The sequence below is a fragment of the Paraburkholderia jirisanensis genome, assembly GCF_054782355.1.
On sequence record NZ_BAAGSQ010000007.1, the window covers coordinates 30,717 to 54,943 of the forward strand.

Annotated in this window: 18 protein-coding genes and 1 riboswitch; of the genes, 15 read left to right on the forward strand and 3 right to left on the reverse strand. The window is 65.0% G+C overall.

The genetic code is table 11. The annotated features are described in order from the left end of the window. Window positions 1–161 precede the first annotated feature (161 nt). From pilM to ACYVNQ_RS05010, 7 genes are all read left to right on the forward strand, one after another. The gene (gene pilM, locus ACYVNQ_RS04980; protein ID WP_460901156.1) at window positions 162–1,142 is read left to right on the forward strand and encodes a pilus assembly protein PilM; all 981 of its coding nucleotides are present in this window, start codon (window positions 162–164) and stop codon (window positions 1,140–1,142) included. Further along, complete coding sequence (locus ACYVNQ_RS04985) at window positions 1,139–1,837, forward strand: fimbrial assembly protein (protein ID WP_460901157.1); 699 nt, start codon at window positions 1,139–1,141, stop codon at window positions 1,835–1,837. The genes pilM and ACYVNQ_RS04985 overlap by 4 nt, the downstream gene beginning before the upstream one ends. Then, window positions 1,834–2,766: a hypothetical protein gene (locus ACYVNQ_RS04990; RefSeq protein WP_460901158.1), complete on the forward strand. Its 933-nt coding sequence runs from the start codon at window positions 1,834–1,836 to the stop codon at window positions 2,764–2,766. The genes ACYVNQ_RS04985 and ACYVNQ_RS04990 overlap by 4 nt, the downstream gene beginning before the upstream one ends. Further along, window positions 2,763–4,373 carry a type IV pilus secretin PilQ gene (locus tag ACYVNQ_RS04995; RefSeq protein WP_460901159.1) on the forward strand — a complete coding sequence of 537 codons (1,611 nt, stop codon included), beginning with the start codon at window positions 2,763–2,765 and terminating at the stop codon, window positions 4,371–4,373. The genes ACYVNQ_RS04990 and ACYVNQ_RS04995 overlap by 4 nt, the downstream gene beginning before the upstream one ends. 246 nt (window positions 4,374–4,619) lie before the next feature. Further along, window positions 4,620–5,207, forward strand: a complete 588-nt coding sequence (locus ACYVNQ_RS05000; RefSeq protein WP_460901160.1) for a shikimate kinase — start codon at window positions 4,620–4,622, stop codon at window positions 5,205–5,207. Between the two features lie 20 nt (window positions 5,208–5,227). Beyond that, window positions 5,228–6,313, forward strand: coding sequence for a 3-dehydroquinate synthase (gene aroB, locus ACYVNQ_RS05005; RefSeq protein WP_460901161.1), 1,086 nt, complete (start codon window positions 5,228–5,230; stop codon window positions 6,311–6,313). A 139-nt stretch (window positions 6,314–6,452) separates the two neighbouring features. After that, window positions 6,453–7,652, forward strand: coding sequence for a deoxyguanosinetriphosphate triphosphohydrolase (locus ACYVNQ_RS05010; protein WP_460901162.1), 1,200 nt, complete (start codon window positions 6,453–6,455; stop codon window positions 7,650–7,652). A gap of 240 nt (window positions 7,653–7,892) precedes the next feature. On the opposite strand, the gene ACYVNQ_RS05015 is transcribed toward ACYVNQ_RS05010, so the two are convergent. Then, a complete protein-coding gene (locus ACYVNQ_RS05015; RefSeq protein WP_460901163.1) occupies window positions 7,893–8,270 on the reverse strand; it encodes an ElaB/YgaM/YqjD family protein in 378 nt (125 codons plus the stop codon). Between the two features lie 412 nt (window positions 8,271–8,682). Next, complete coding sequence (locus ACYVNQ_RS05020; protein ID WP_460901164.1) at window positions 8,683–9,408, reverse strand: OmpW/AlkL family protein; 726 nt, start codon at window positions 9,406–9,408, stop codon at window positions 8,683–8,685. A gap of 188 nt (window positions 9,409–9,596) precedes the next feature. Here ACYVNQ_RS05020 and ACYVNQ_RS05025 point away from each other — a divergent pair, with 188 nt between their 5' ends. The 4 genes from ACYVNQ_RS05025 to thpR all read left to right on the forward strand — a co-directional run bounded on the left by ACYVNQ_RS05025 (window position 9,597) and on the right by thpR (window position 17,800). Further along, entirely contained in the window at window positions 9,597–10,304 is a 708-nt protein-coding gene (locus ACYVNQ_RS05025) for a transposase (RefSeq protein WP_460901165.1), read from the forward strand. A 370-nt stretch (window positions 10,305–10,674) separates the two neighbouring features. After that, the gene (locus tag ACYVNQ_RS05030; RefSeq protein ID WP_460901166.1) at window positions 10,675–15,378 is read left to right on the forward strand and encodes a glutamate synthase-related protein; all 4,704 of its coding nucleotides are present in this window, start codon (window positions 10,675–10,677) and stop codon (window positions 15,376–15,378) included. Window positions 15,379–15,504: 126 nt separating this feature from the next. Then, the gene (locus tag ACYVNQ_RS05035) at window positions 15,505–16,971 is read left to right on the forward strand and encodes a glutamate synthase subunit beta (RefSeq protein ID WP_460901167.1); all 1,467 of its coding nucleotides are present in this window, start codon (window positions 15,505–15,507) and stop codon (window positions 16,969–16,971) included. A gap of 247 nt (window positions 16,972–17,218) precedes the next feature. After that, window positions 17,219–17,800 carry an RNA 2',3'-cyclic phosphodiesterase gene (gene thpR / locus ACYVNQ_RS05040; RefSeq protein ID WP_460901168.1) on the forward strand — a complete coding sequence of 194 codons (582 nt, stop codon included), beginning with the start codon at window positions 17,219–17,221 and terminating at the stop codon, window positions 17,798–17,800. A gap of 307 nt (window positions 17,801–18,107) precedes the next feature. Here thpR and ACYVNQ_RS05045 read toward each other — a convergent pair whose 3' ends face one another. Then, window positions 18,108–19,841: an ABC transporter ATP-binding protein/permease gene (locus ACYVNQ_RS05045; protein ID WP_460901169.1), complete on the reverse strand. Its 1,734-nt coding sequence runs from the start codon at window positions 19,839–19,841 to the stop codon at window positions 18,108–18,110. Between the two features lie 562 nt (window positions 19,842–20,403). Further along, window positions 20,404–20,514: riboswitch (TPP riboswitch) on the forward strand. 227 nt (window positions 20,515–20,741) lie between these two features. On the opposite strand from ACYVNQ_RS05045, the gene ACYVNQ_RS05050 reads away from it, so the two are divergent. The 4 genes from ACYVNQ_RS05050 to thiE all read left to right on the forward strand — a co-directional run bounded on the left by ACYVNQ_RS05050 (window position 20,742) and on the right by thiE (window position 24,206). Beyond that, on the forward strand, window positions 20,742–21,893 hold the full coding sequence (locus ACYVNQ_RS05050; RefSeq protein WP_460901170.1) for an FAD-dependent oxidoreductase: 1,152 nt from the start codon (window positions 20,742–20,744) through the stop codon (window positions 21,891–21,893). Window positions 21,894–21,996: 103 nt separating this feature from the next. Continuing rightward, complete coding sequence (thiS, locus tag ACYVNQ_RS05055; RefSeq protein ID WP_460901171.1) at window positions 21,997–22,194, forward strand: sulfur carrier protein ThiS; 198 nt, start codon at window positions 21,997–21,999, stop codon at window positions 22,192–22,194. 63 nt (window positions 22,195–22,257) lie between these two features. Continuing rightward, window positions 22,258–23,082 (forward strand): thiazole synthase, encoded by an 825-nt coding sequence (locus tag ACYVNQ_RS05060; protein ID WP_460901172.1) that lies wholly within the window; start codon window positions 22,258–22,260, stop codon window positions 23,080–23,082. Then, complete coding sequence (thiE, locus tag ACYVNQ_RS05065; protein ID WP_460901173.1) at window positions 23,079–24,206, forward strand: thiamine phosphate synthase; 1,128 nt, start codon at window positions 23,079–23,081, stop codon at window positions 24,204–24,206. The genes ACYVNQ_RS05060 and thiE overlap by 4 nt, the downstream gene beginning before the upstream one ends. Window positions 24,207–24,227: the final 21 nt, after the last annotated feature.

Below are 24,227 nucleotides of genomic sequence, written 5' to 3' on the forward strand. Positions count from 1 at the left end.
AGCGAATGACATCACTGTAGCGCCTCCGGCTCACGCCTGGGACCGCTTTGCATCGCGTTAGCCATTCGGCTGAATATCGCGGATCAAGCCGTCTGAGCACAATTCTCCCTGTGGCCTGCGCTCGAATGCGTGGCCGCTTCGTTGCTGAAAGGGAGGCAAAAATGACGTTTAAAAATACGTTGCAAATGGCGGTACGCCGGTTCGCAGCCGGCATCGATGTGAATCCGTCCGAGGTGCGCCTCGTGGTGTTGAGCCGGCGTGCGCGTGGCGATGGTCCGGTGCGGGTCGAGTGCATCGCGTCGGTGCCGATGCGTGCCGGCGCAATGGCCGGTGCGGAGATCGTCGACCGGCCGGCGGTCGCGCGTGCGCTTGCCGAATTGCTCGAGGGTTTGCCGACCGAGCGCATTCTGTACGCACTGCGTTGTGCGATGGCCGTGCCGGGCTCGGCCACCCTCACTGCCAACGTGCCGGTCGCGCAGTTCGGGCCGCGGCGGCGGGGGCGCTTCGGCGCCACATATGGGCATGCCGCCTTCGAGGCCGCCGTGATGATCGAAGCCGAACGCATCGCCGGTCTCGAGCGCCACGCGCTTGCGGTCGACTGGTACGTCACCGAAGTGTCGCCGGATGCGGGCTGCGTGACGATCGCGGCTACCGCGCGCCAGCACCTCGAGGCGCGCCTTGAATGCGCGGCGATCGCCGGTGTTTCACTCACCGCGATCGACAGCGAGCCGCGCGCCGCGCTACGCGCGTTACGCCATGCAGCCGATCACGAACCATGCGCGGAAGACGCGTACGCGGCGCTCTGGGTCGCTCCCGATGGTCTCTATGGCTGGCGCATCGTCGACGATGCGATTGCGGCCGAGGTGCGCTATCCGGCGCTCGAGTACGCCGGCATTGCCGACGCGTTGCGCGATCTGGGCGGCGGCCAGACACTCGGCCGCGCGCTGGTGGCGGGCGAACTCGACCTGCTCGAGGGCGTGTCCTTTTCGCTGGCCGACATCGCCGACGTGCTCGCGTGCGGCGTCGTGCCGTTTCAATGCGCGGCGTTCGGTGAAGTCGTGCGCGCGTCCGACGAGAAGCTGTTGTACGAACCCGGCTGTGCCGTGGCCTTCGGTCTTGCACTGCGCGAGGTGCTCGAATGAGATCGCCGGACTTGCGCTTCGACACGGCCGCGCGGCCGCGCGTGCTGCCCGCGTGGAGCGGTGGCTTCAACCTGTTGCCGTACCGGCAACGCAACGCGCGCCGCGCGCGGCGGCGTCGCGTTGGGGAGTGGCTGGCGGCGGTGCTGGCCGGCTGTACGGCCGTGCTCGCGCTCGCCGGCTGGCAGACCGTCGAGCGAACCAGGCTGGACGCACAACGGGCTGCTGCAGAGCGTGCGTTCGCGCAACTGGCGGCGCCGCTTGCCGAGCATGCGCGGCTGTCGCGCGAGGTTGCCGATGCGCACACGCGAGCGGCGCGCGCCGAGACGCGTGCGGAACCGTTGACGCGTCTCATCGCACTCTTCGAGGTGCTGAGCGACGAAGCCGACCAGCGCATCGTGGTTCAGCAATTGAAGCAGCGTGACCACGAAACCGAGTTGCTTGCCAGCGCGCGCGACCACGCGGCGCCGGCCGCGTGGCTCAAACGCCTGAACGCAATCCACGGTGTGCGCGACACCGAGGTGAGCGATCTGCGCCGTGCGGGGACTTCATCGCATCGCACGTCGCCAGGCGAGAGCGCGGCGATCGAGTTCGCTACACGTCTGCACTGGAATCCTCTGCGCGACCCGGCACCGCACAAACCCACGGTAGCTGCTGCCCATCCTGTTCAACCTGGCAATACACGAGGTATGAAATGAATTCGACTCTTTCCGGCCACTTCGGCTATACGAACAACCGACCTTCTACGCGAGGCTGGGCCGACGGCCTGCGCGTGCCGCTTGCGGCCTGGAGTACGCGCCGCCGGCTGGCAATCGCATCGCTGATCGCGGTGCTTGTCTTCGGGCTCGGCACCCATGCATGGGTCGCGGCAGACCTGAGCGGTATCGGCGCAAGCCGTGCGTCGCTGGCGCAGGCGCAACATCGTTTCGACGATGCGCGTGGTGCGCTCGACGCATTGCCGGCGCTGCGCCGGTCGGCGGGCGCAGCAGGGGCCACCCGTCCGGCTGCGCCATGGACGTCGTCCGACGATGTGCGGGCCGTCACGCAACTGGCAGAGCGCAGCGGCATTTCGCTGCTTGCGCTGGAACCCGGTGTCGTCAGCGGCGACGGCATCGATGCCGCCCGGCCGATTCGCCTGACCGCACAGGCCGGTTTCGCGCAGCTGATGGCCTTCGTACGCGCGCTGCCGAGCCTGCCTGTGCTGGCCGTGCCGGGCGACATCACGGTCAGTAGGGCGGATACCGCGATCTCCGGCACGGGCCTGCTGTCGGTTGGCATCACGTTGAGCGTATTCGATGGGCTGCGCCCGTTCGACTCGATCATCGACGCGATCGATGACGCATTCGACGGCGACGAAGATATCGTGTTCAACGATCCCTTTGCACCGCCGGCGCGTTTCGAGCAGCGTGTAACCGACGTGGGCGACGCCGCGTTGCGTGTGGTCGGTTTGCTGTCCGACCTGGTGCGCGGCCTCGCGCTGGTCGAAACGCCGGACGGCGAGACTACGCTCGAGGCCGGGCAGCGTATCGGCAGCGCGCATGTCGCGCGCGTCGATGGGCACGGCATGACGCTTGCGATGCGCGATGGCGACAAGCGTGTCGTGGCATTCGGCGAGGCGCTCCAATGATGCGCGCGTACCGCCTGAAGTGGCTGGCGGGCATCGGGTGGGCGTTTGCGGCGGCAGCACATGCATCGATGCCGCCGCTGCCGGGACAGATGCCGCTCGACGATGGGCTTGCTTCGTACGGTACGCCGCCACTGCCGCGGGCGGCCGCCGACGAAGTGCAAAACCCGTTTGGCGAGCAGCCAGCCGAAGCCCGCCTGACGAACGTCGATGAGCCTCTGGTGGCCCCGGTTGACAACGCTGCGCAACAAGACCGCGCAGCGCGCAGCGAAGCCACAACGCCCGTCGATGCGGCACGCAACGAAGCTTCAGCCGGCGCGCTCGAGGGGCCGCCCGTGCCGCTCGCGCCGCAGGCGCGGCTTGGCGGTTCGGCGGCAAGCCTGCTCGCGGACGACCTGCCGCCGGACAAGCCGATCACGCTGAACTTCCGTCATGCGGAGCTCGGCGCGGTGCTGAACGCGTTTGCGCAGTTCACGGGGCTGAACATCATCGCCAGCGACAAGGCGCGCGGTGCGGTGACGCTGCATCTCGACAACGTGCCGTGGCGCATTGCTTTCGATACGCTGCTCGATGTCCATGGCCTTGCGATGGAGCGGCGCGGCAACGTGATCTGGGTTGCGCCGCTTGCCGAGCTCGCCGCGCGCGAGCGGCAGCGTTTCGAAACGCATGCGCGTGGCGCCGACCTCGAGCCGCTCGCGAGCCGCACCTTCGAGCTGAATTACGCGCATGCGGACGATGTGCGCAAGCTCCTGATGGGCTCGGCCAACCAGCGTGTGTTATCGAAGCGCGGCGCGGTGATGGCCGATCCGCGCACGAACCTGGTGTTCATCACCGACCTTGAAGCGCGCCTCGCGCAGATCGACAAGCTGATCGCCGCGCTCGACCGGCCGACTCGCCAGGTGTTGATCGAAGCACGCATTGTCGAAGGTGAGCGCGGTTTCTCGCGCAATCTCGGCGTGAAGCTGTCGATGGCCGGGACCAGCGAAGACGGTACGATGGTCGGCATGACAGGCAACCAGGACGGTCTTGTCCACGATCTTTCGGCGCGGCCGATTTCCGGTTTCGACGCGGCCACCGCTGGCCTCACGTTGTTTGCCGCGCGTGCCACGCGGCTCATCAACGTGGAGCTGAGCGCGCTCGAAGCGGAGGGGCGCGGGCAGATCGTGTCGAGCCCGCGCGTGGTGACTGCGGACCGCATGAAGGCGATCGTCGAGCAGGGCACCGAATTGCCGTATCAGGCGAAGGTCGGGCAGGGTGTATCCGGGGTGCAGTTTCGCCGCGCCAGCCTGAAACTGGAGGTCGAGCCGCAGATCACACCAGACGGCAAGGTCGTGCTCGACCTCGATGTCGCGAAAGACAGCGTCGGCGAGCAGACCGCGGCGGGCCCCGCGATCAACACGAAACACGTGCAAACGCGTGTGCAGGTGGAGGATGGCGGCACGGTGTCGATCGGCGGCATTTATGAGACCGACGACCGCGACGATGTGACGAGGGTGCCGCTCCTGGGCAAAATACCGCTTTTGGGCGCACTTTTTCGGCACCGTGCGCACCGCGATTCGCGCAGCGAACTGGTCGTTTTCATTACGCCTACTGTTGTGCAGACGAATTGAGCGTGAACGCCCGTGCTGCAAAATGGTGCCAGTGTTGCCGGTGTTGCCGGTGTTGCCGTTGGGACCGGGGCGCGCCGGTGCGGCGCCCCGGCACCCAGCAGCGGCCGCCTGCGCGGGGCGAACCGGCGCCACCCACCGCGTGCAAATTGCCCAGCGCGGGGAGTGGCCCCGGCGCCAGGCTCGACAAGCCAGTCGCTTTGCCAGTAAGCTGCGGCACGAACCAAACCCGATTAGCCAGAGGATAAGTTGCAAGCGCGGGACGCACAGGCGAATGTTTTTTTCGTAGGTCTGATGGGGGCCGGCAAGACGACCGTCGGCCGGGCCGTGGCGCGTCGGCTGGACCGTCCGTTCTTCGATTCCGACCATGAGATCGAGGCTCGCACCGGCGCGCGCGTTCCGGTGATTTTCGAACTGGAAGGCGAGGCGGGCTTTCGCGAACGCGAAGCGCAGGTGATCGCCGAGTTGACCGGCCGCGCGGGTATCGTGCTCGCTACCGGCGGCGGCGCGGTGCTGCGGCCGGAAAACCGTGGTGCGCTGCACGAGCGCGGCTTCGTCATTTATCTGCGCGCAAACCCGCATGATCTGTGGCTGCGCACACGCCGCGACAAGAACCGTCCGCTACTACAGACGGAAGACCCGAAAGGCAAACTGGAGGCGCTGTACGAGGCGCGCGATCCGCTGTACCGCGAGTGCGCGCATTTCGTCGTCGAAACCGGGCGTCCGTCGGTCAATGGACTCGTCAACATGGTGCTGATGCAGCTCGAGATGGCCGGCATCTGTCACCCCGGAAACCCGGGCGGCCCCAGCAACCCTGACACCCCCCCTGCGGCATAATCGCAAGCATGAGTACCTCCATGATTACCGTCAACGTCGATTTAGGCGAGCGCTCCTACCCGATTCACATCGGCGCCGATCTGATCGGCCAAACCGCATTGTTTGCGCCGCATATCGCGGGCGCGTCGGTCACCGTCGTCACCAATACCACCGTCGAGCCGCTGTACGGCGATGCGCTGCGCGCGGCGCTCGCGCCGCTCGGCAAGAGCGTGTCCACTGTCGTCCTGCCGGACGGCGAAGCGTACAAGAACTGGGAAACGCTGAATCAGATCTTCGATGCGCTGCTGGGCGCCCGGGCTGACCGCAAGACCACGTTGATCGCGCTCGGCGGCGGTGTGATCGGCGACATGACCGGCTTTGCCGCTGCGAGCTACATGCGCGGCGTGCCGTTTATCCAGGTGCCGACCACGCTGCTGTCGCAGGTCGATTCGTCGGTGGGCGGCAAGACCGGCATCAACCATCCGCTCGGCAAGAACATGATCGGCGCGTTCTACCAGCCGCAGGCCGTGATCGCCGACATCAGCACGCTGCGCACGTTGCCGTCGCGGGAACTGGCGGCGGGCATCGCCGAAGTAATCAAGACCGGCGCCATTGCAGACGCGGCTTTTTTCGACTGGATCGAAGCGAACGTCGAAGCGCTCAACCACTGCGAGCCGCATGCGCTGGCCGAAGCGGTCAAGCGTTCGTGCGAAATCAAGGCATCGGTCGTCGCGACGGACGAACGCGAAGGCGGCTTGCGCGCAATCCTCAACTTCGGCCATACGTTTGGCCACGCCATCGAAGCCGGGCTTGGCTACGGCGAGTGGCTGCATGGCGAAGCGGTCGGTTGCGGCATGGCGATGGCGGCCGATCTGTCGGTACGGCTCGGTCATCTCGATGAAGCAGCGCGGCAGCGTCTCGTGGCGCTGGTGCAGGCAGCCCATCTTCCGGTGCGCGGGCCGGCGCTTGGCGCGGCACGCTACGTCGACCTGATGCGTGTCGACAAGAAAGCCGAGGCCGGCGAGATCAAGTTCATTCTGTTGAAGCGCTTCGGTGAGACGCTGATCACCCGCGCACCCGACGACGCGGTGCAAGCCACACTCGCCGCAACCGTCGCAACGGTTTAGGCGCACGCACGCGCAGGCGGTGCGCTGCGCAATATGCGCATAAGACCGCGCGTAACCACGCGCACGCACGCGTAGCCCTCTGCGAGGCGGCCCAATGCCAGCTCTCGCAGCGGTTCGCCATTGTGTTTCGGAGAAGCCGGTGACCGAAGGACGCAGCGACAACCTGATCGATCCGCACCGCGCATCGCTGCCCGGCGTTGCCGCGGTCGCCGCGCTCGAAGCGCATCTCGCGCCGTACGCCGCGCATTCGTTGGAGTCGCGCGGGCGCCGTCACCCGGAGCCGGCGCCGAGCGCGCGCACTGAATTCCAGCGCGACCGCGACCGCATCGTTCACTCCACGGCGTTTCGCCGGCTCGAGTACAAGACGCAGGTGTTCGTCAATCACGAAGGCGACCTGTTCCGCACGCGGCTCACGCATAGTCTCGAAGTGGCGCAGATCGCGCGTTCGGTCGCACGCAATCTGCGCGTCAACGAGGATCTCGTCGAAGCGATCTCTCTTGCGCATGACCTCGGCCACACACCGTTCGGCCATGCCGGCCAGGATGCGCTGAACGAATGCATGAGCGAGCACGGCGGCTTCGAGCACAACTTGCAGAGCCTCGCCGTGGTCGACGATCTCGAGGAGCATTACGGCGCGTTCGACGGCCTCAACCTGTGTTTCGAAACGCGCGAAGGCATTCTCAAGCATTGCTCGCGCGAAAACGCGCGCAAGCTCGGCGCGCTCGGCGAACGTTTTTTACAGGGACGCCAACCGTCGATCGAAGCGCAAATCGCCAATCTGGCCGACGAAATCGCCTACAACAATCATGACGTCGACGATGGCTTGCGCTCCGGCCTGATCACGATCGAGCAACTCGCGGAAGTCGAGCTTTGGCGCGCGCACTACGATGCAGCGCGTAACGACTACCCGCATATCGAAGGCCGCCGGCTGATCCACGAGACGGTGCGCAGGATCATCAATACGTTGATCGTCGATCTGATCGATACCACTTCGCGCAACCTGCGGCAGCACGCGCCGCGTTCGCTCGATGACGTGCGCGCTGCGCCGCCGCTCGTCGCGCATGGCGACGCGGTGTCGGCGCAGGCGACGCAGCTCAAGCGTTTCCTGTTCAAGAACCTGTATCGGCACTATCGCGTGATGCGGATGGCCAACAAGGCCCGTCGCGTCGTAACAGGTCTGTTTGACGCGTTCAGTGAAGACTCCCGCTTGCTGCCTCCCAACTATCAGTCACCAGACTCGCAACTGCAGCCGCGGTTGATCGCCCACTACATCGCGGGCATGACCGACCGCTACGCGCTGAAGGAGTATCAGCGGCTGTTCGTCGTCAGCGACGCGTAGTGCGGCAAGACACAGCGGAAGTCGACGAAGCAGCGATCAGCCAGCGCAGCGCAACCGGTGAAAGCGGCGGCAGCCAAAGCAGCGACCACTAAAACAACGACCACTCAACGTGGCGGTCGCTTGGCGCAGCAGCCAGCCAGCAGCGTCGCTGCCGGGCAACGCAGCGCCGGCCAACGCAGCGCTCGCTCAAACAGCATCGCAACGCAGCCACCAACCCGCTGCCGCCCGCCTCTACGCGCCTCAGCGTCCGCGCGTGAGCAGCGCACCGGCCACCAGCGCAAGCGCACCGACCACGGCAATGGTGCGCCACGGGTTCTCATGCACGTAATCGTCCGCATCCGATAGCGCGACCTGCGCGCGTTCGCGCACAACCTCGCGCGTATCGTTCAGACGCGCGCGCGCATCGTCGAGGCGTTTGCGCACCTGCGTGCGCAGCGCGGCTGCATCGGCATGGGTGCCGTCGCCCAGGGTACTTTCGAGTTCGGTCATCAGCGTGCGCAATTCGCTGGCAATATCTTCCGCGGCGTGGCGGCTGTGACGCGCAATACGGCGCGCACGACGCGACGTGGTTGTCCAGGATTCGCCGATGGCATCTCGCGTATTCGGTAGTGCTGTCATGGTCGCTCCGTCGATGATGATTTGATGAAAGCCCGCAAGGAAAGCGCGGTGAATACTGCGGGACGCAACTTCGGTGCCTGCCGCGCAATACAAAATCGCGCACAGGGCGCCCATCAGGATGCACACCGTGATGCACACTGCAACATCCCTTTCAGGCAGCGCTGTCGCGCAGCAATCGCCCAACCCCGCGCATCATTGCCGCGCCGCACGCACCGCGCATGGCACCGCTGTTACGGCATAAATTTCAGACAGCATCGCACGCTGGCCGTCAAATTTACAACGATTGCAGGACGCACATGTGTCACACACCATTGCGACTGTCCTTGCGCAAAAACGAAAACGCCGCCGCAACTCGTGCGACGGCGTTGTCCAAGCCCTAAAAACTCGTCTAACCTAGGTTAGAACCGTAGTGTCAAAACCGGTAGCCGACGCTGACCAGCGTGACGATCGGGTTCAGGCGGATCTTGGTTTCCGATTGCACGTTGAGGGTTCCGACCGGCGTCTGCGCAGCGGTATTGAGCTTCGCGGTGGTGCTCAGCGGCAGGTACGAAATGGAGAAACCCGCGAACCAATGCTCGGTGAACGCGTAGGTGAAGCCCGCATTAAACACCGGCACCCACGAACTATCCGTGCTTACTGTGGTCGGACCATGCAATACGCTTTGTTCGAATACACCGTTGGTGATCTTCTCGTCGGTGAACCAGACCCGGCTCACGCCGATGCCCACGAACGGACGGAACTTCGATTGCGGTGCATTGAAATAGTACTTGAGGAGCAGCGCAGGGCTCCACTGTTTGGCCTCGCCGAGCTTGCCGAACTGTCCGAGCGAGCCGGTGCCCTTGAGGTCGAAAGTGGGCGGCACGCCGAAGTCGAACTGCGCGGCGATGTGGTCGGTGATGAAGTAGCCTGCCGTGAAGCCGGCGGTATCGGCCGAGCCGGCTTCGGCGCCCGTGTTCGGCACGGTGATGTTGACCGGCGAACCGCCGACGTTTGTCTCCTTCAACGGATCACTACTGGACTGAGGGGCAAGATGGAACCACCCTGCCGTGACGTAGATGCTTCCGGCCGTTTGAGCGTGGGCTGCAGTCGTTATGCATGCGAGCGCCGCGGCCCCCGTGATGGCCCGTTTTAATGTCATATGTGCTCCTCTCCTGAAAGGCCCGCACATTATGACTACTACGTTTGAAACAAACCATACGCGGCGGTTAGAGCGTTCTCCCTAGCCCAAACGCCGTTTTCTGGCACTGGCCCGCCGCACGGAACCTCGCGCCGGGCGGCCTTTTCGGACCTTCGGGTATGTACCAACGCGATTTTGGATAATCCAGCATGGCACGGCTTGCACGTCTTTATGTTCCCGACCAGCCGCAGCACGTGATCCTGCGCGGACTCGACCAGCAGCCCGCGTTTGTCGACGACCAGGACTACGAGCTTTTCATCGATTGCCTGAAGGCGGCTTCACGCGATCACCATCTTGCAGTTCATGCGTATGCGCTGATGCCGAACGCGGTGCAGCTGCTCGTCACGCCCACCGACGAATCGAGTTTACCCAAAGCGATGCAGGCGGTCGGGCGGCGCTACGTCGCGCATTTCAACCGGCGCTATTCGCGACGCGGCACGCTGTGGGAAGGCCGCTATCGCGCGACGGTGATCGAGGGCGAGCGCTACTTCCTGCTGGCGAGCCGGGTGGTCGAGATGTCGCCGGTGCGCAACCAGTTATCACCGGGCGCGGAAGAGTATCGCTGGTCGAGCTATCGGCATCACATCGGGCTCACGCTCGACAGCCTGATCACCGACCATCCGTTGTACTGGTCGCTCGGCAATACGCCGTTCGAAAGACAGCGCGCTTACCGCGAGCTGTGCGAGCAGCCGCTCGACGAACGCGAGGCCAGCCAGCTGCAGCAGGCGACGCTGAAGGGCTGGGTGCTGGGCAGCGAGACGTACCGCGAATGGGCGGCGCGAGCCGCGAACCGGCGGGTGTCGCCGCTGCCGCGGGGCCGGCCGCGCAAGGTGCGCGAAACGCCGCAGACCCAGTAACGCCGGCGCTTCAGGCTAGCGGGAAAGCGGCCGGCAAAGCCCGCGGCAAAATCGTTGCCCATCAAGGGTTTGCGCAGATAAACGGCATCCACGCATGCCGTTTTCTTTGGCCCTTTTTTGATAAGGCCCTAATAAACAGATGCACCAATGCATTGCATTTGTAATTGGGGTTCAATCATCACGTTTTGTTTGCTATTTCGTTGATTCGTCGCGTATATTCCGAATTCCGGCGCGCCGAACGCAGTGCAGCATCTCGCATGCGTCCCGCCCCGTCCGCGGTTGCAGCGGGTTTGCATCAGTAATCCCGCCTCCGCGGCAACAAGAAAGTGGTTTTAACGGCCGCCCCGGCCCCTGACAGACGGTGTCCCCCATGAACGACCATCAGCAACCGATTTCCTCGGTTCCCGCGGCGCAAGGTCTGTACGACCCGCAGAACGAACACGACGCATGCGGCGTCGGCTTCGTTGCGCATATCAAGGGCAAGAAAACCCACGAGATCATCCAGCAGGGTCTGAAAATCCTGGAGAACCTCGACCACCGTGGCGCGGTCGGTGCCGATCCGCTGATGGGCGACGGCGCGGGCATCCTGATCCAGATCCCGGACGGCTACTACCGCGAAGAAATGGCGCGCCAGGGCGTGACGCTGCCGCCGTTCGGCGAATACGGCGTCGGCATGATCTTCCTGCCGAAGGAACATGCTTCGCGGCTCGCGTGCGAGCAGGAGCTCGAGCGCACGGTGAAGGCCGAAGGCCAGGTGGTGCTCGGCTGGCGCGACGTGCCGGTCGACCACAACATGCCGATCTCGCCCACCGTGAAGGCGAGCGAGCCGCTGATCCGCCAGATCTTCATCGGCCGCGGCAAGGACATCATGGTGACCGACGCGCTCGAGCGGAAGCTGTATGTGATCCGCAAGACCGCGAGCCACCGCATCCAGGCGCTGAAGCTCAAGCACGGCAAGGAATACTTCGTGCCGTCGTGCTCGGCGCGCACGATCGTCTACAAGGGTCTGCTGCTGGCAGGCCAGGTCGGCGTGTACTACCGCGACCTGCAGGACGAGCGCGTGGTGTCGGCGCTGGCGCTCGTGCACCAGCGCTTCTCGACCAACACCTTCCCCGCATGGGAACTTGCCCACCCGTACCGGATGATCGCCCACAACGGCGAAATCAACACGGTGAAGGGCAACGTGAACTGGCTGAACGCGCGTACCGGCGCAATCGCGTCGCACGTGCTCGGCGACGACCTGCCGAAGCTATGGCCGCTGATCTACCCGGGCCAGTCCGACACCGCATCGTTCGACAACTGTCTCGAACTGCTGGTGATGGCCGGCTACCCGCTCGTCCACGCGATGATGATGATGATCCCGGAAGCCTGGGAACAGCACACGCTGATGGACGACAACCGCCGCGCGTTCTACGAATACCACGCCGCGATGATGGAGCCGTGGGACGGCCCCGCCGCAATCGCATTCACCGACGGCCGTCAGATCGGCGCGACGCTCGACCGTAACGGTCTGCGTCCGGCGCGCTATATCGTCACGGACGACGACCTCGTCATCATGGCGTCGGAAGCCGGCACGCTGCCGATTCCCGAATCGAAGATCGTCAAGAAGTGGCGTCTGCAGCCGGGCAAGATGTTCCTGATCGACATGGAACACGGCCGCATCATCGACGACAAGGAACTGAAGGACAACCTGTCGAACGCGAAGCCGTACAAGAGCTGGATCGACGCGGTCACCATCAAGCTCGACGAGATCGAGGCGAACCAGCAGGACGTCGCGACCGAGCGTCGCGAGGCGGCGGCGCTGCTCGACCGTCAGCAGGCGTTTGGCTACACGCAGGAAGACCTGAAGTTCCTGATGGCGCCGATGGCGCAGGCAGGCGAAGAAGCGGTCGGCTCGATGGGCAACGACTCGCCGCTCGCCGTGATGTCGAACAAGAACAAGACGCTGTACCACTACTTCAAGCAGCTGTTCGCGCAGGTGACGAACCCACCGATCGACCCGATCCGCGAAAACATGGTGATGTCGCTGGTGTCGTTCGTCGGCCCGAAGCCGAACCTGCTCGATACGAACAACATCAACCCGCCGATGCGTCTCGAAGTGTCGCAGCCGGTGCTCGACTTCAAGGACATCGCGAAGATCCGCGCGATCGATCAGTACACGGGTGGCAAGTTCAGCTCGTACGAACTGAACATCTGCTATCCGGCCGCATGGGGCAAGGAAGGCATCGAAGCGCGCCTCGCGTCGCTGTGCGCGGAAGCCGTCGATGCAGTGAAGTCCGGCTACAACATGCTGATCGTGTCGGACCGCAAGACCGACCGCGACAACGTCGCGATTCCGGCGCTGCTGGCTACCTCCGCGATCCACACGCACCTCGTCGCGCAAGGTCTGCGCACCAGCACGGGCCTCGTGGTCGAAACCGGCTCGGCGCGCGAAACGCATCACTTCGCGCTGCTCGCGGGCTATGGCGCGGAAGCCGTGCACCCGTACCTCGCGCTGGAAACGCTCGCGCAACTGGCCGCCGGCATGAAGGGCGACCTGTCGGCCGACAAGGCGATCTACAACTTCACGAAGGCAGTCGGCAAGGGCCTGCAGAAGGTCATGTCGAAGATGGGCATTTCGACGTACATGTCGTACACCGGCGCGCAGATTTTCGAAGCGGTCGGTCTGGCTGAAGACCTGGTGGCGAAGTACTTCGCAGGCACCGCGTCGAAGGTCGGCGGCATTGGCCTGTTCGAAGTGGCCGAAGAAGCGATCCGCCTGCATCGCGAAGCATTCGGCGACAACCCGGTGCTCGCGTCGATGCTCGACGCCGGCGGCGAATACGCGTACCGCGTGCGCGGCGAAGACCACATGTGGACGCCGGATGCGATCGCCAAGCTGCAGCACTCGGCACGCAGCAACTCGTACCAGACGTACAAGGAATACGCGCATCTGATCAACGATCAGACGAAGCGCCACATGACGTTCCGCGGCCTGTTCGAATTCAAGTTCGATCCGATGAAGGCGATCCCGCTCGACGAAGTGGAATCGGCGAAGGACATCGTCAAGCGTTTCGCGACCGGCGCGATGTCGCTCGGCTCGATCTCGACCGAAGCGCACGCCACGCTGGCGATCGCGATGAACCGCATCGGCGGCAAGTCGAACACCGGCGAAGGCGGCGAAGACAGCGCCCGCTATCGCAACGAACTGCGCGGCATTCCGATCAAGAACGGCGACACGATGAAGTCGGTGATCGGCGATGAAGTGATCGTCGACATCCCGCTGAAAGACGGCGATTCGCTGCGCTCGAAGATCAAGCAGGTTGCGTCGGGCCGCTTCGGCGTGACCGCGGAGTACCTCGCGTCGGCCGACCAGATCCAGATCAAGATGGCGCAGGGCGCCAAGCCCGGCGAAGGCGGTCAGCTGCCGGGCCACAAGGTGTCCGAGTACATCGGCAAGCTGCGTTACTCGGTGCCGGGCGTTGGCCTGATCTCGCCGCCGCCGCACCACGACATCTACTCGATCGAAGACCTCGCGCAGCTGATTCACGATCTGAAGAACGTGAATTCGTCGTCGAGCATTTCGGTGAAGCTGGTGTCTGAAGCGGGTGTCGGCACGGTGGCCGCAGGCGTTGCGAAGGCGAAGGCCGATCACGTGGTGATCGCCGGGCACGATGGCGGCACCGGCGCTTCGCCGCTGTCGTCGATCAAGCACGCCGGCACGCCGTGGGAACTGGGCCTCGCCGAAACGCAACAGACGCTGGTGCTGAACCGTCTGCGCGGCCGTATCCGCGTGCAGGCCGATGGCCAGATGAAGACCGGCCGCGACGTCGTGATCGGCGCGCTGCTCGGCGCGGACGAGTTCGGTTTCGCGACCGCGCCGCTGGTCGTCGAAGGCTGCATCATGATGCGCAAGTGCCATCTGAACACCTGCCCGGTCGGCGTTGCGACGCAAGACCCTGTGCTGCGTGCGAAGTTCAAGGGCCAGCCGGAACACGTGGTCAACTTCTTCTTCTTCATTGCGGAAGAAGTGCGCGAAATCATGGCGCAACTCGGTATCCGCAAGTTCGACGACCTGATCGGCCACGCCGAACTGCTCGACATGAAGAAGGGCATCGAGCACTGGAAGGCGAAGGGTCTCGATTTCTCGCGCGTGTTCTACCAGCCGCAAGTGCCGGCCGACGTCGCACGCCTGCACGTCGAAACGCAGGATCACGGCCTCGCGCGCGCACTCGACCACACGCTGATCGAAAAGGCCAAGGCCGCGATCGACAAGGGCGAGCATGTGTCGTTCATCCAGCCGGTGCGCAACGTGAACCGTACCGTCGGCGCGATGCTGTCCGGTGCGATCGCGAAGAAGTACGGCCACGACGGTCTGCCCGACGATACGGTTCATATCCAGTTGAAGGGCACGGCGGGCCAGAGCTTCGGCGCATTCCTCGCGAAGGGCGTCACGCTGGATCTGGTCGGCGACGGTAACGACTATGTCGGCAAGGGTCTGTCGGGCGGCCGCATCATCATCCGTCCGACCAACGACTTCCGCGGCAAGTCCGAAGAAAACATCATCTGCGGCAACACGGTGATGTACGGCGCGATTGAAGGCGAATCGTTCTTCCGCGGCGTCGCGGGCGAGCGCTTCTGCGTGCGTAACTCGGGCGCCACGGCAGTCGTCGAGGGCACCGGCGACCACGGCTGCGAATACATGACGGGCGGCACGGTGGTCGTGCTCGGCGAAACCGGCCGCAACTTCGCGGCGGGTATGTCGGGCGGCATCGCGTATATGTACGACCCGGACAACACCTTCGCGGGCAAGTGCAACAAGTCGATGGTCGCGCTCGAGCCGGTGCTGCAACAGGCCGAGCAGGAGCGCACGGTCGACCAGGCACTGTGGCATAGCGGCCAGACCGACGAAGCGCTGCTGAAGGGCTTGATCGAGCGTCACTTCCAGTTCACCGGCTCGCCGCGTGCAAAGGCGCTGCTGGAAAACTGGGATGCGTCGCGCCGTCAGTTCGTCAAGGTGTTCCCGACCGAGTACAAGCGCGCGCTCGGCGAAATGGGCGCGAAGAAGGCCAGCAAGGAAGTACTTGCGGCCTGAGCGCCGGTTGGCTTGAAAGCGCCTCAGCAGCAAGCAACGCAATTAATCAGCGCACCTGCCGCACGCATCAGTTAAACGCGGCGGCAGGTGCCGATCCCCACTGAATTGGATAGGCAAGAGAACCACATGGGCAAGGCAACCGGTTTTCTCGAGTTCGAGCGCCGCCACGAGGCGTACGAAGCTCCGCTCACACGTGTGAAGCACTACAAGGAATTCGTCGCGGCACTCACCGACGAAGACGCGAAGATTCAAGGCGCGCGCTGCATGGACTGCGGCATTCCGTTCTGCAACAACGGCTGCCCGGTCAACAACGTGATTCCGGACTTCAACGATCTGGTGTTCCGCCAGGACTGGAAGAACGCAATCGAAGTGCTGCATTCGACCAACAACTTCCCCGAGTTCACGGGCCGCATCTGCCCGGCGCCGTGCGAAGCGGCATGCACGCTCGGCATCAACGACGATCCGGTCGGCATCAAGTCGATCGAGCACGCGATCATCGACAAGGCATTTGCCGAAGGTTGGGTTGCGCCGCTGCCGCCGACCCACAAGACCGGCAAGAAGGTTGCGGTGGTCGGTTCGGGCCCGGCGGGTCTGGCGGCTGCGCAGCAACTGGCGCGTGCCGGTCATGACGTGACGGTGTTCGAGAAAAACGACCGCGTCGGCGGCCTGCTGCGTTACGGCATTCCCGACTTCAAGCTGGAGAAGTGGCTGATCGACCGCCGCATGCGCCAGATGGAAGCCGAAGGCGTGACCTTCCGCGCGAACGTGTTCGTCGGCAAGGATGCGCTGCCGGCGTATATCGGCAACACCGCGAAGGAAACCGTCACGCCGGACGAACTGAAGGAACAGTTCGACGCGATCGTCATCGCAGGCGGCTCGGAAACGCCGCGCGACCTGCCGGTGCCGGGCCGCGAACTGGCTGGCATTCACTACGCGATGGAATTCCTGCCGCAGCAGAACAAGGTCAACGCCGGCGACAAGGTCACCGACCAGTTGCTCGCGAAGGGCAAGCACGTGGTCGTGATCGGTGGCGGCGATACCGGCTCGGACTGCGTCGGCACGTCGAACCGGCATGGTGCGAAGGACGTCGCGCAGTTCGAACTGCTGCCGCAGCCGCCGGAAGAAGAAAACAAGCCGCTGGTGTGGCCGTACTGGCCGGTCAAGCTGCGCACCTCGTCGTCGCACGAGGAAGGCTGCGAGCGCGATTGGGCGGTCGCGACCAAGCGCTTCGAAGGCAAGAACGGCAAGGTCGAGAAGCTGATCGCGGCGCGCGTCGAATGGAAGGACGGCAAGATGCAGGAAGTGCCGGGCTCCGAGTTCGAGATGAAGGCCGACCTCGTGCTGCTGGCGATGGGCTTCACGCAACCGGTGTCGCTGGTACTCGAGGCATTCGGCGTCGACAAGGATGCGCGCGGCAACGTGCGTGCGTCGACCGAGGGCGACAAGGCGTATTACACGTCGGTCGACAAGGTGTTTACGGCCGGCGATATGCGCCGTGGCCAGTCGCTGGTGGTGTGGGCGATTCGCGAAGGCCGTCAGTGCGCCCGCTCGGTGGATGCATTTTTGATGGGACATTCCGAGCTGCCGCGTTAAAATCTCCGGCGTTGCCGATCGGGGCCGGTTGCGTAGTCTGGTTGCTTAGTTATTACGCATGGCGGTCGCGATTGCGGTTTTGCAGGAAGAGGTGGAGACGACCAGGCGCAGTTCGGGCTTGAACAAGGCCGGGCACCCGTGAGGGTGACCCGGCTTTTCATTTGGTGCGGTGCTTTCGCCACACGTAGCCGCTGGGGCGATAATGCGGCGAGAACCTCACCGCCATCGGCGCAGCAGAGGCAAAGCGATGCGTCCACCTGACCCGCAACCCACGATCGAACCAGATGTCGAGCCTTCAGGCTGGCAGCGCTGCTTCGTCGCGCTCGAACCGGACGAGGCAACCCGCGCTGCGTTCGCCGCGGTGCGCGTGCGTCCTCCGGCGCGGCCTGTGCCTCGCGAGCAACTGCATCTGACTGTGACGTTCATCGGCGCGCTGACGCTGGAGTGCGGCGCGGCGTTAAGCGATGCGCTGAGCGCGCAGCCGGTGCCGCTTGGGCCCGTGCGGGTCACAAGTGTCGAGCACTGGCCGCGCGCCACGCATCCGCGCCTGACGGTCGCGACGCTGGCGATGTCCGACGCGTTCGTCGCGCTCGACTCGCGTATTCGTGCGTTGATGGTCGATCTTGGTTTGCCGGTCGACGCGCGTGCGTTTCGCCCGCATGTAACGCTCGGGCGGTTTCGTCGCGATGTGGCGGTGGCCGGGCGAGCACCGGATGTACCGGGCGAGTTGCTCGCCCGTTTCGAAGCGCTGACGCTGTTTTCCAGCACGCTGGCGCCAGATGGCGCGCGCTATCGCGTGCTGGCGAGTGTGCCGGTGACGGCGCCTTGATGGACGCCGACCGCTTGACCGTTGGAGACCGTGCTCATATTTACAGCACGCTGGTGCCAGGCGGTGCGCGCTATCGCGAGCCGGCGCGTGCAAGGGACGGCGCTTTGACGGGCGCCGACCGCTCAACCGTTGGAGATCGTGCGGATGCGGGGCCGCCTCTACAAAGGCAGCGGCGCCCGTTTGCATCCGCGGCCCTCAAGCCGCATCGCCCTCAGGCCCGCTGGCTCTCAAGCCGCTTCTGTCTCAGGCCCGCTGCCTCTCAAGCCGCTTCTCTCTCAGACCCGCTACGCTCCCGGGCCGCTTATTCTCAAGCCGCTTCGCGCTCGACCGCACGCTCGATAAACAGCGTCTGGTCGTGGAACGCCTCAAGCGATTTACGATGCGCGACGCTCATGATCGCGGTATCCGGCAGACGCTCGGCCATCGCCGTATAGATGACGGTCTCGTTGTCCGGATCGAGCGCGCTGGTTGCTTCGTCGAGGAACAGGAAGTCGGGCTTTTGCAGTATCGCGCGGGCCGCGGCCATGCGCTGCTGTTCGCCCGGCGACAGCGTGCGCTCCCAATGCGCGGACTCTGCAAGGCGCTCGGTAAATTCTCCGAGTCGGCACAGGTTCAGCACTTCGCGGCAGGCTTCGTCGGTGAAAGCACTCTCGTCGGACGGGTAGCACAGCGCACCCTTCAGCGTGCCGATCGGCAGATAGCTACGCTGCGGCACGAACAGCAGCTTGGCTCCCGCAGGCGCCTCGATGGTGCCTTCGCCGAACGGCCACAAACCGGCGAGCGCGCGCATCAGCGTGCTCTTGCCCGCGCCCGACGGACCGCGCACCAGCCAGCGCGATTTCGGCGCGACGTTGAACGAGCCGACATTCGCCATCACCGAGCCATCCGGACGCGCGAGCACCAGATCTTTCACGTCGAGCATCTGCGTATCGGTCATGTGCAGATTGATGCCGCCATGCGCGGTGCCGCCCACTACCGATTCATGCAGATGCTGGTCGAGCATCACGCGATGGAATTCCCTCAGACGGTTCACGGTAGCGCGCCATTCGGCAAGCGAATCGTAATTGTTGATGAACCACGAGAACGAGTCGCTGACCGTGCCGAACGCGCCGGTCACCTGTTGATAGACGCCGAGCGTGATGCTCTTCGAGAAGTACTTCGGCGCGGCCGCGATATACGGGAACACGATCGCCAGCTGCGAATAGCTGATCACGACGATGTTCAGGCGCCGCGTGAAGCGCATCACCAGCCGCCAGTTGTTGCGGATATGGCCGAACACGCCTTGCAGCGATTTTTCTTCGGCGGCTTCGCCCTGATACAGCGCGATCTGGTCGGCGTTCTCGCGAATCCGGATCAGCGAGAAACGGAAGTCTGCTTCGACGCGCTGCTGCTGGTAGTTGATCGACACCAGCGGATGGTTGACCTTGTGCGTGATCCACGAGCCGATTGCCGCGTAGACCAGCGCAACCCACACCATGTAGCCGGGCACCGAGATTTGCGTGCCGAACATGTGGAACGCGAGCGAACCCGACAGATTCCACAGGATCACGATGAACGAGAACAGCGTGACGGTGGTCGACAGCAGCCCGAGCGACAGATTCAGCGTCGTGCTGGCGAGGCCTTGCAGGTCGGCGGACACCCGCTGGTCGGGGTTGTCGGCGAGGCGATCGCGCTCGATGCGGTAAAACGCATCCTCGCCTAGCCAGTCGTTCAGATACTTGGTGGTCAACCACTGACGCCAGCGGAATTCGAGCATCTGGCGGAAGTACGTGCGATACGAGCCCAGCAGGATCAGCGCCAGCGCGATCACGGTGAACTGCAGCAGCGAGTTCTTGAAGACCGGGTAGTTGTACTGCTGGATCGCATCGAAGAAGATGCCCTGCCAGCGGTTGAACCAGACGTTGGCGGCGACCATCGTCATGTTCATCGCGACGACGATCGCGAGCAGGCCCCACGCGCGCCATTTGTCCTCGGACACCCAGTAGGGCTTGATCAGGCCCCACGCGGTGATGTCCGCGGGATTGCTTGGTTTTTCGGTCATAAGCGTCCTTAAAAACGGCGTCTTTGATCAGGGCATCGCGACGCGCGGCGCGAGCCGGCGAAGCGTGCGCCGGCGGTGAATCCGAGGCGCGATTGTCTCGGCCAAGGCTTAACCGGAACTTAATGCGATGCAACCGCGGTGCTGCTACGGCAGGGTGAAGCGGCGGTTGCTGCAGCGGGACGATGCGGCGGCCGGCACCGGGCTGGCGCGACCCTCGCAACGTAAGCCAACGGAAGGCCGCAAAAACGGACAGCCAACCGACGGCGAACGGGCACCCAGCCAAGTACCAAGCGGGGTACCAAGCAGGCGCCGCAATACCCACTGCGTCGACGCGCCATTATGTCAGAGGCACCCCGGCCGGGCTCACAACGAATTTGTCCGGATTGGCCCATCACGCGCGCGAACCCGGTAAACATCGCCTGCGGCGCGCGGCGATGATGCATCGCGGCAAGCCGTTTGTACACACGAAACAAGCAGCCTCGGGCCGCACACAGCCAGTTTCGTCGACGATACCCGTGGAAGCCGCGGGTTTGCGCGAGATGCCTTTTATGGTCTAATGGCCTCGACGAAACAGGGGTGCTTTGGCGCTGACAATCTGTCGCGGTGAGGCTGAGAGAGACCCTTCGCACCCGATCCGGGTAATACCGGCGCGGGAAGTTTCTGAAAGTTTTTCGTTTGCCGCTGGGCGGGCTCCCCTATCGGGCGTCGTGTTCCGGCCGGCTTCGCTAAGCTGCCGCCTCCGCCGGTTTCGTCCTTGGGTACGTGCGTTTTCATTTGCCGTACGGAAAAGGATCCGATGACCGCTCAATTTTCAATCTTCCAATTCGCCTGGTGTTGTCCGGCTTGCTGCTCGGTGCGTGCGGCAGTGCGTGTTTGTGCGCGTCGCGAGGGTGACGCGAAATGAACCCGTCCGCGCAACAGCCGGAATTCGCCGTGCTGGGCGGCGGCCTGTGCGGGCGCCTCGTCGCGTGGCGCCTCGCCGGCGCCGGCCGGCGTGTCGCGCTGTATGAGCGCGGCGATGCCGCCGGCACGCAGGCCGCCGCGTGGGTCGCGGCCGCGATGCTCGCGCCGCTGGCCGAGGCCGCCAGCGCAGAACTGTTGATCACCCGTCTGGGCGCGGCTTCGCTGGACACGTGGCCGGGCATCCTCGCGGAATTGCCGGAGCCGGTGTTCTTCCAGCGCAACGGCACGCTGGTCGTGTGGCATCACAGCGACCGCAGCGAGGCGCCGTTATTCGAGCGCCGGCTGCGCGCCAATGCGCCGGCCGAGTTGCTCGACGGCGGCATGCTGACCTTGAGCGGCGCGCAGGTCGGTGCGGCCGAGCCCGCGCTGGCGGGCCGTTTCCCGCAAGGCTGGCTGCTGCCGCACGAAGGCCAGCTGGACAATCGCCAGGTGCTGGCCGCACTTGCGGCCGGGCTCGCGCAACGCGGCGTCGACACGCACTGGAACACCCCCATCGACGACCACTCGCTGCCCGCCGCGCGCATCACGATCGACTGCCGGGGCCTCGGCGCAAAACCGGTGTTGCCGACGCTGCGCGGCATCCGCGGCGAAGTCGCGCGCGTGCATGCGCCGGGTATCGGGCTTGCGCGTCCGGTCAGACTCCTGCATCCGCGCTATCCGCTCTATATCGCGCCGAAGCAGAACGACCTGTACGTGATCGGCGCAACCGAAGTGGAAGGCGAGGACATGTCGCCGGTCAGCGTGCGCTCGGCGCTCGAACTGCTGAGCGCGGCGTTCTCGGTGCATCCGGGTTTCGGCGAAGCGCGCATTCTGGAGTTGAACTCGCAGTGCCGGCCGACGCTGCCCGATCACCGCCCGGCGTTGATCTGGGACGGCGGAAAGACGCTGCGGGTCAACGGCCTGTACCGGCACGGCTACATGATTGCGCCCGAAGTGGCGGACGAAGCGGTGCGCTTCGCGCTCGCGCTCAGCGACGGTGGCATCGCGGACGCCGACGCGTTCGCCGGCTGGCAACGCAGCGCTCGCTGGCACGAGCTGTTTCATCACCAGCAGCCGCAACCGCGCGACGCCGAGCGCGCGTCCGCATGAGCTTCACCGGCACGTAAGGCACGTAATGCACGAGCGGCAAGAGCGCGAACCGCGCGAATGGCGTGAACCGCGCAAACAGGACGAACAAAGGTATTCGAACACCATGGACATTCAGATCAACCAGAAGCCGCTGTCGCTGCCCGATGGCGCGACCGTCGCCGATGCGCTCGCCGCGTTCGGCGCGCGCCCGCCGTTCGCGGTCGCGCTGAACGGCGATTTCGTCGCGCGTACGCAGCATGCGGCGCGCGCGTTGCAAGCGGGCGACCGGCTCGACGTGGTGCATCCGGTCGCGGGCGGCTGAGCCGCACCGCGCCAAATAGAAACACGCTGGAAACAGGCAACTGCCACAGGCAAGGACAGACCGATGACTTCTCCTCAAGCCGCGCCCGCCGACGCGCTCACGCTGTACGGCGAGACTTTTGCGAGCCGCGTGCTGCTCGGCACGTCGCGCTATCCGTCGCTGCAATCGCTGTCCGATTCGATCGCAGCGGCCCGGCCGGGCATGATCACCGTCGCGCTGCGCCGGCAGATGAACGAAGGCGGCGCGCAAGCCGGCTTCTTCGATTTGCTGAAGCGTCATGGTGTGCCGCTGCTGCCGAACACCGCCGGCTGCCAGACGGTCAGCGAGGCGATCACCACCGCGCAGATGGCGCGCGAAGTGTTCGAAACAGACTGGGTCAAGCTGGAACTGATCGGCGACGACTACACGCTGCAGCCCGACCCGGTCGGGCTGATCGAGGCGGCCGCGAAGCTCGTCAAGGACGGCTTCAAGGTGCTGCCGTATTGCACCGAAGATCTGGTGATCGGCCGGCGTCTGCTCGATGCGGGCTGCGAAGCGTTGATGCCGTGGGGCGCACCGATCGGCACCGGCAAGGGCGTGGTCAATCCGTACGGTCTGCGCGTGCTGCGCGAGCGGCTGCCGGACGTGCCGCTGATCGTCGATGCCGGCCTCGGCGTGCCGTCGCATGCGAGCCAGGTGATGGAGTGGGGTTTCGACGGCGTGCTGTTGAACACGGCGGTGTCGCAAGCGACGCATCCGGAAGCGATGGCGCGTGCCTTTGCACTGGGCGTCGAAGCCGGCCGCGTGGCGTATCTGGCCGGCCCGATGGCCGAGCGCGAGAGCGCGCATGCGAGCACGCCGGTGGTCGGCATGCCGTTCTGGCATCAGGATGGGAGTGCCGCAGCATGACGCAGACGCTGAAATTCGCGGGCCGCGATCTGTTCTGGCCACCCACCGACGAACTTACCGAAGCGGCCGAGCGGATTCGCGCGAGTCTGGGCGACTGGCCCGCGCAGCACGCACCGTGGCGCATCTGCCTGACCGCGCCCGATGACACGAGTGACGGCCCGAACGGCGGCGACCTGATCGTCGTCGCAGACCTGCAGCCTCACGGCGAGCAGGTGGCGCGCTGGCTGGTGCGCGGCGCAGGCGTGATCGAAGCGGCGCAGGGCGGTGCGACGCTGCATCTGGGCGGCGAGCGTTACCGCCTCACCGGCCATCTGCCTGAAGACTGGACCGCAGCGCTTGCCGCGTTTCTCGATTGCGGTTTCGATCCGCACGATGCGCTGGTGCTGTCGATGGCATGGCGCGACGGCGACGAGCGCAACACACAGCAAGACGCCTGGCCGACCGACCTGTCGCGCTTCCCGCGCGTGGTCGGCCTGCCGGCCGCTCCGGCGCAGCCGTTCGCGGCTTGCCCCGACGCGCTCGGCCTGTACCCGGTACTGCCGACTGCGGAGTGGGTCGAACGCGTAACCGGTTTCGGCGTGAAAACGGTGCAACTGCGCCGCAAGACAGCCGAACCCGGCGAATTACAGCGCGAAATCGCGCGCTCGGTTGCCGCCGGGCGCAAGCACGACGCGCAGGTGTTCATCAACGACCACTGGCAGGCCGCAATCGATGCCGGCGCGTACGGCGTGCATCTCGGCCAGGAAGACGTGCACACCGCCGACCTGCACGCGCTCGCCGCGGCCGGCGTGCGCCTCGGACTGTCGACGCACGGCTACTACGAAATACTCACCGCGCTGCATTTCCGCCCGAGCTATATCGCGTGCGGCGCCGTATTCGCGACCACCACGAAGACGATGCCAACCGCGCCGCAAGGGCTCGCGCGCCTGACCCGCTACCTGCAGCTGCTCGACGGCGTGGTGCCGACGGTGGCGATCGGCGGCATCAGCGCCGACGTGCTGCCCGAAGTGCTCGCCACTGGGGCGCGCAGTGCGGCGCTGGTGCGCGCAGTCACGGAAGCCGCCGATCCGGCGACCGCGGTGGCCGGCCTGCAGCAAGCGTTTGCGCGTGCATCGTCAACTTAGGTAAAGGGGCAGAGCGCACTA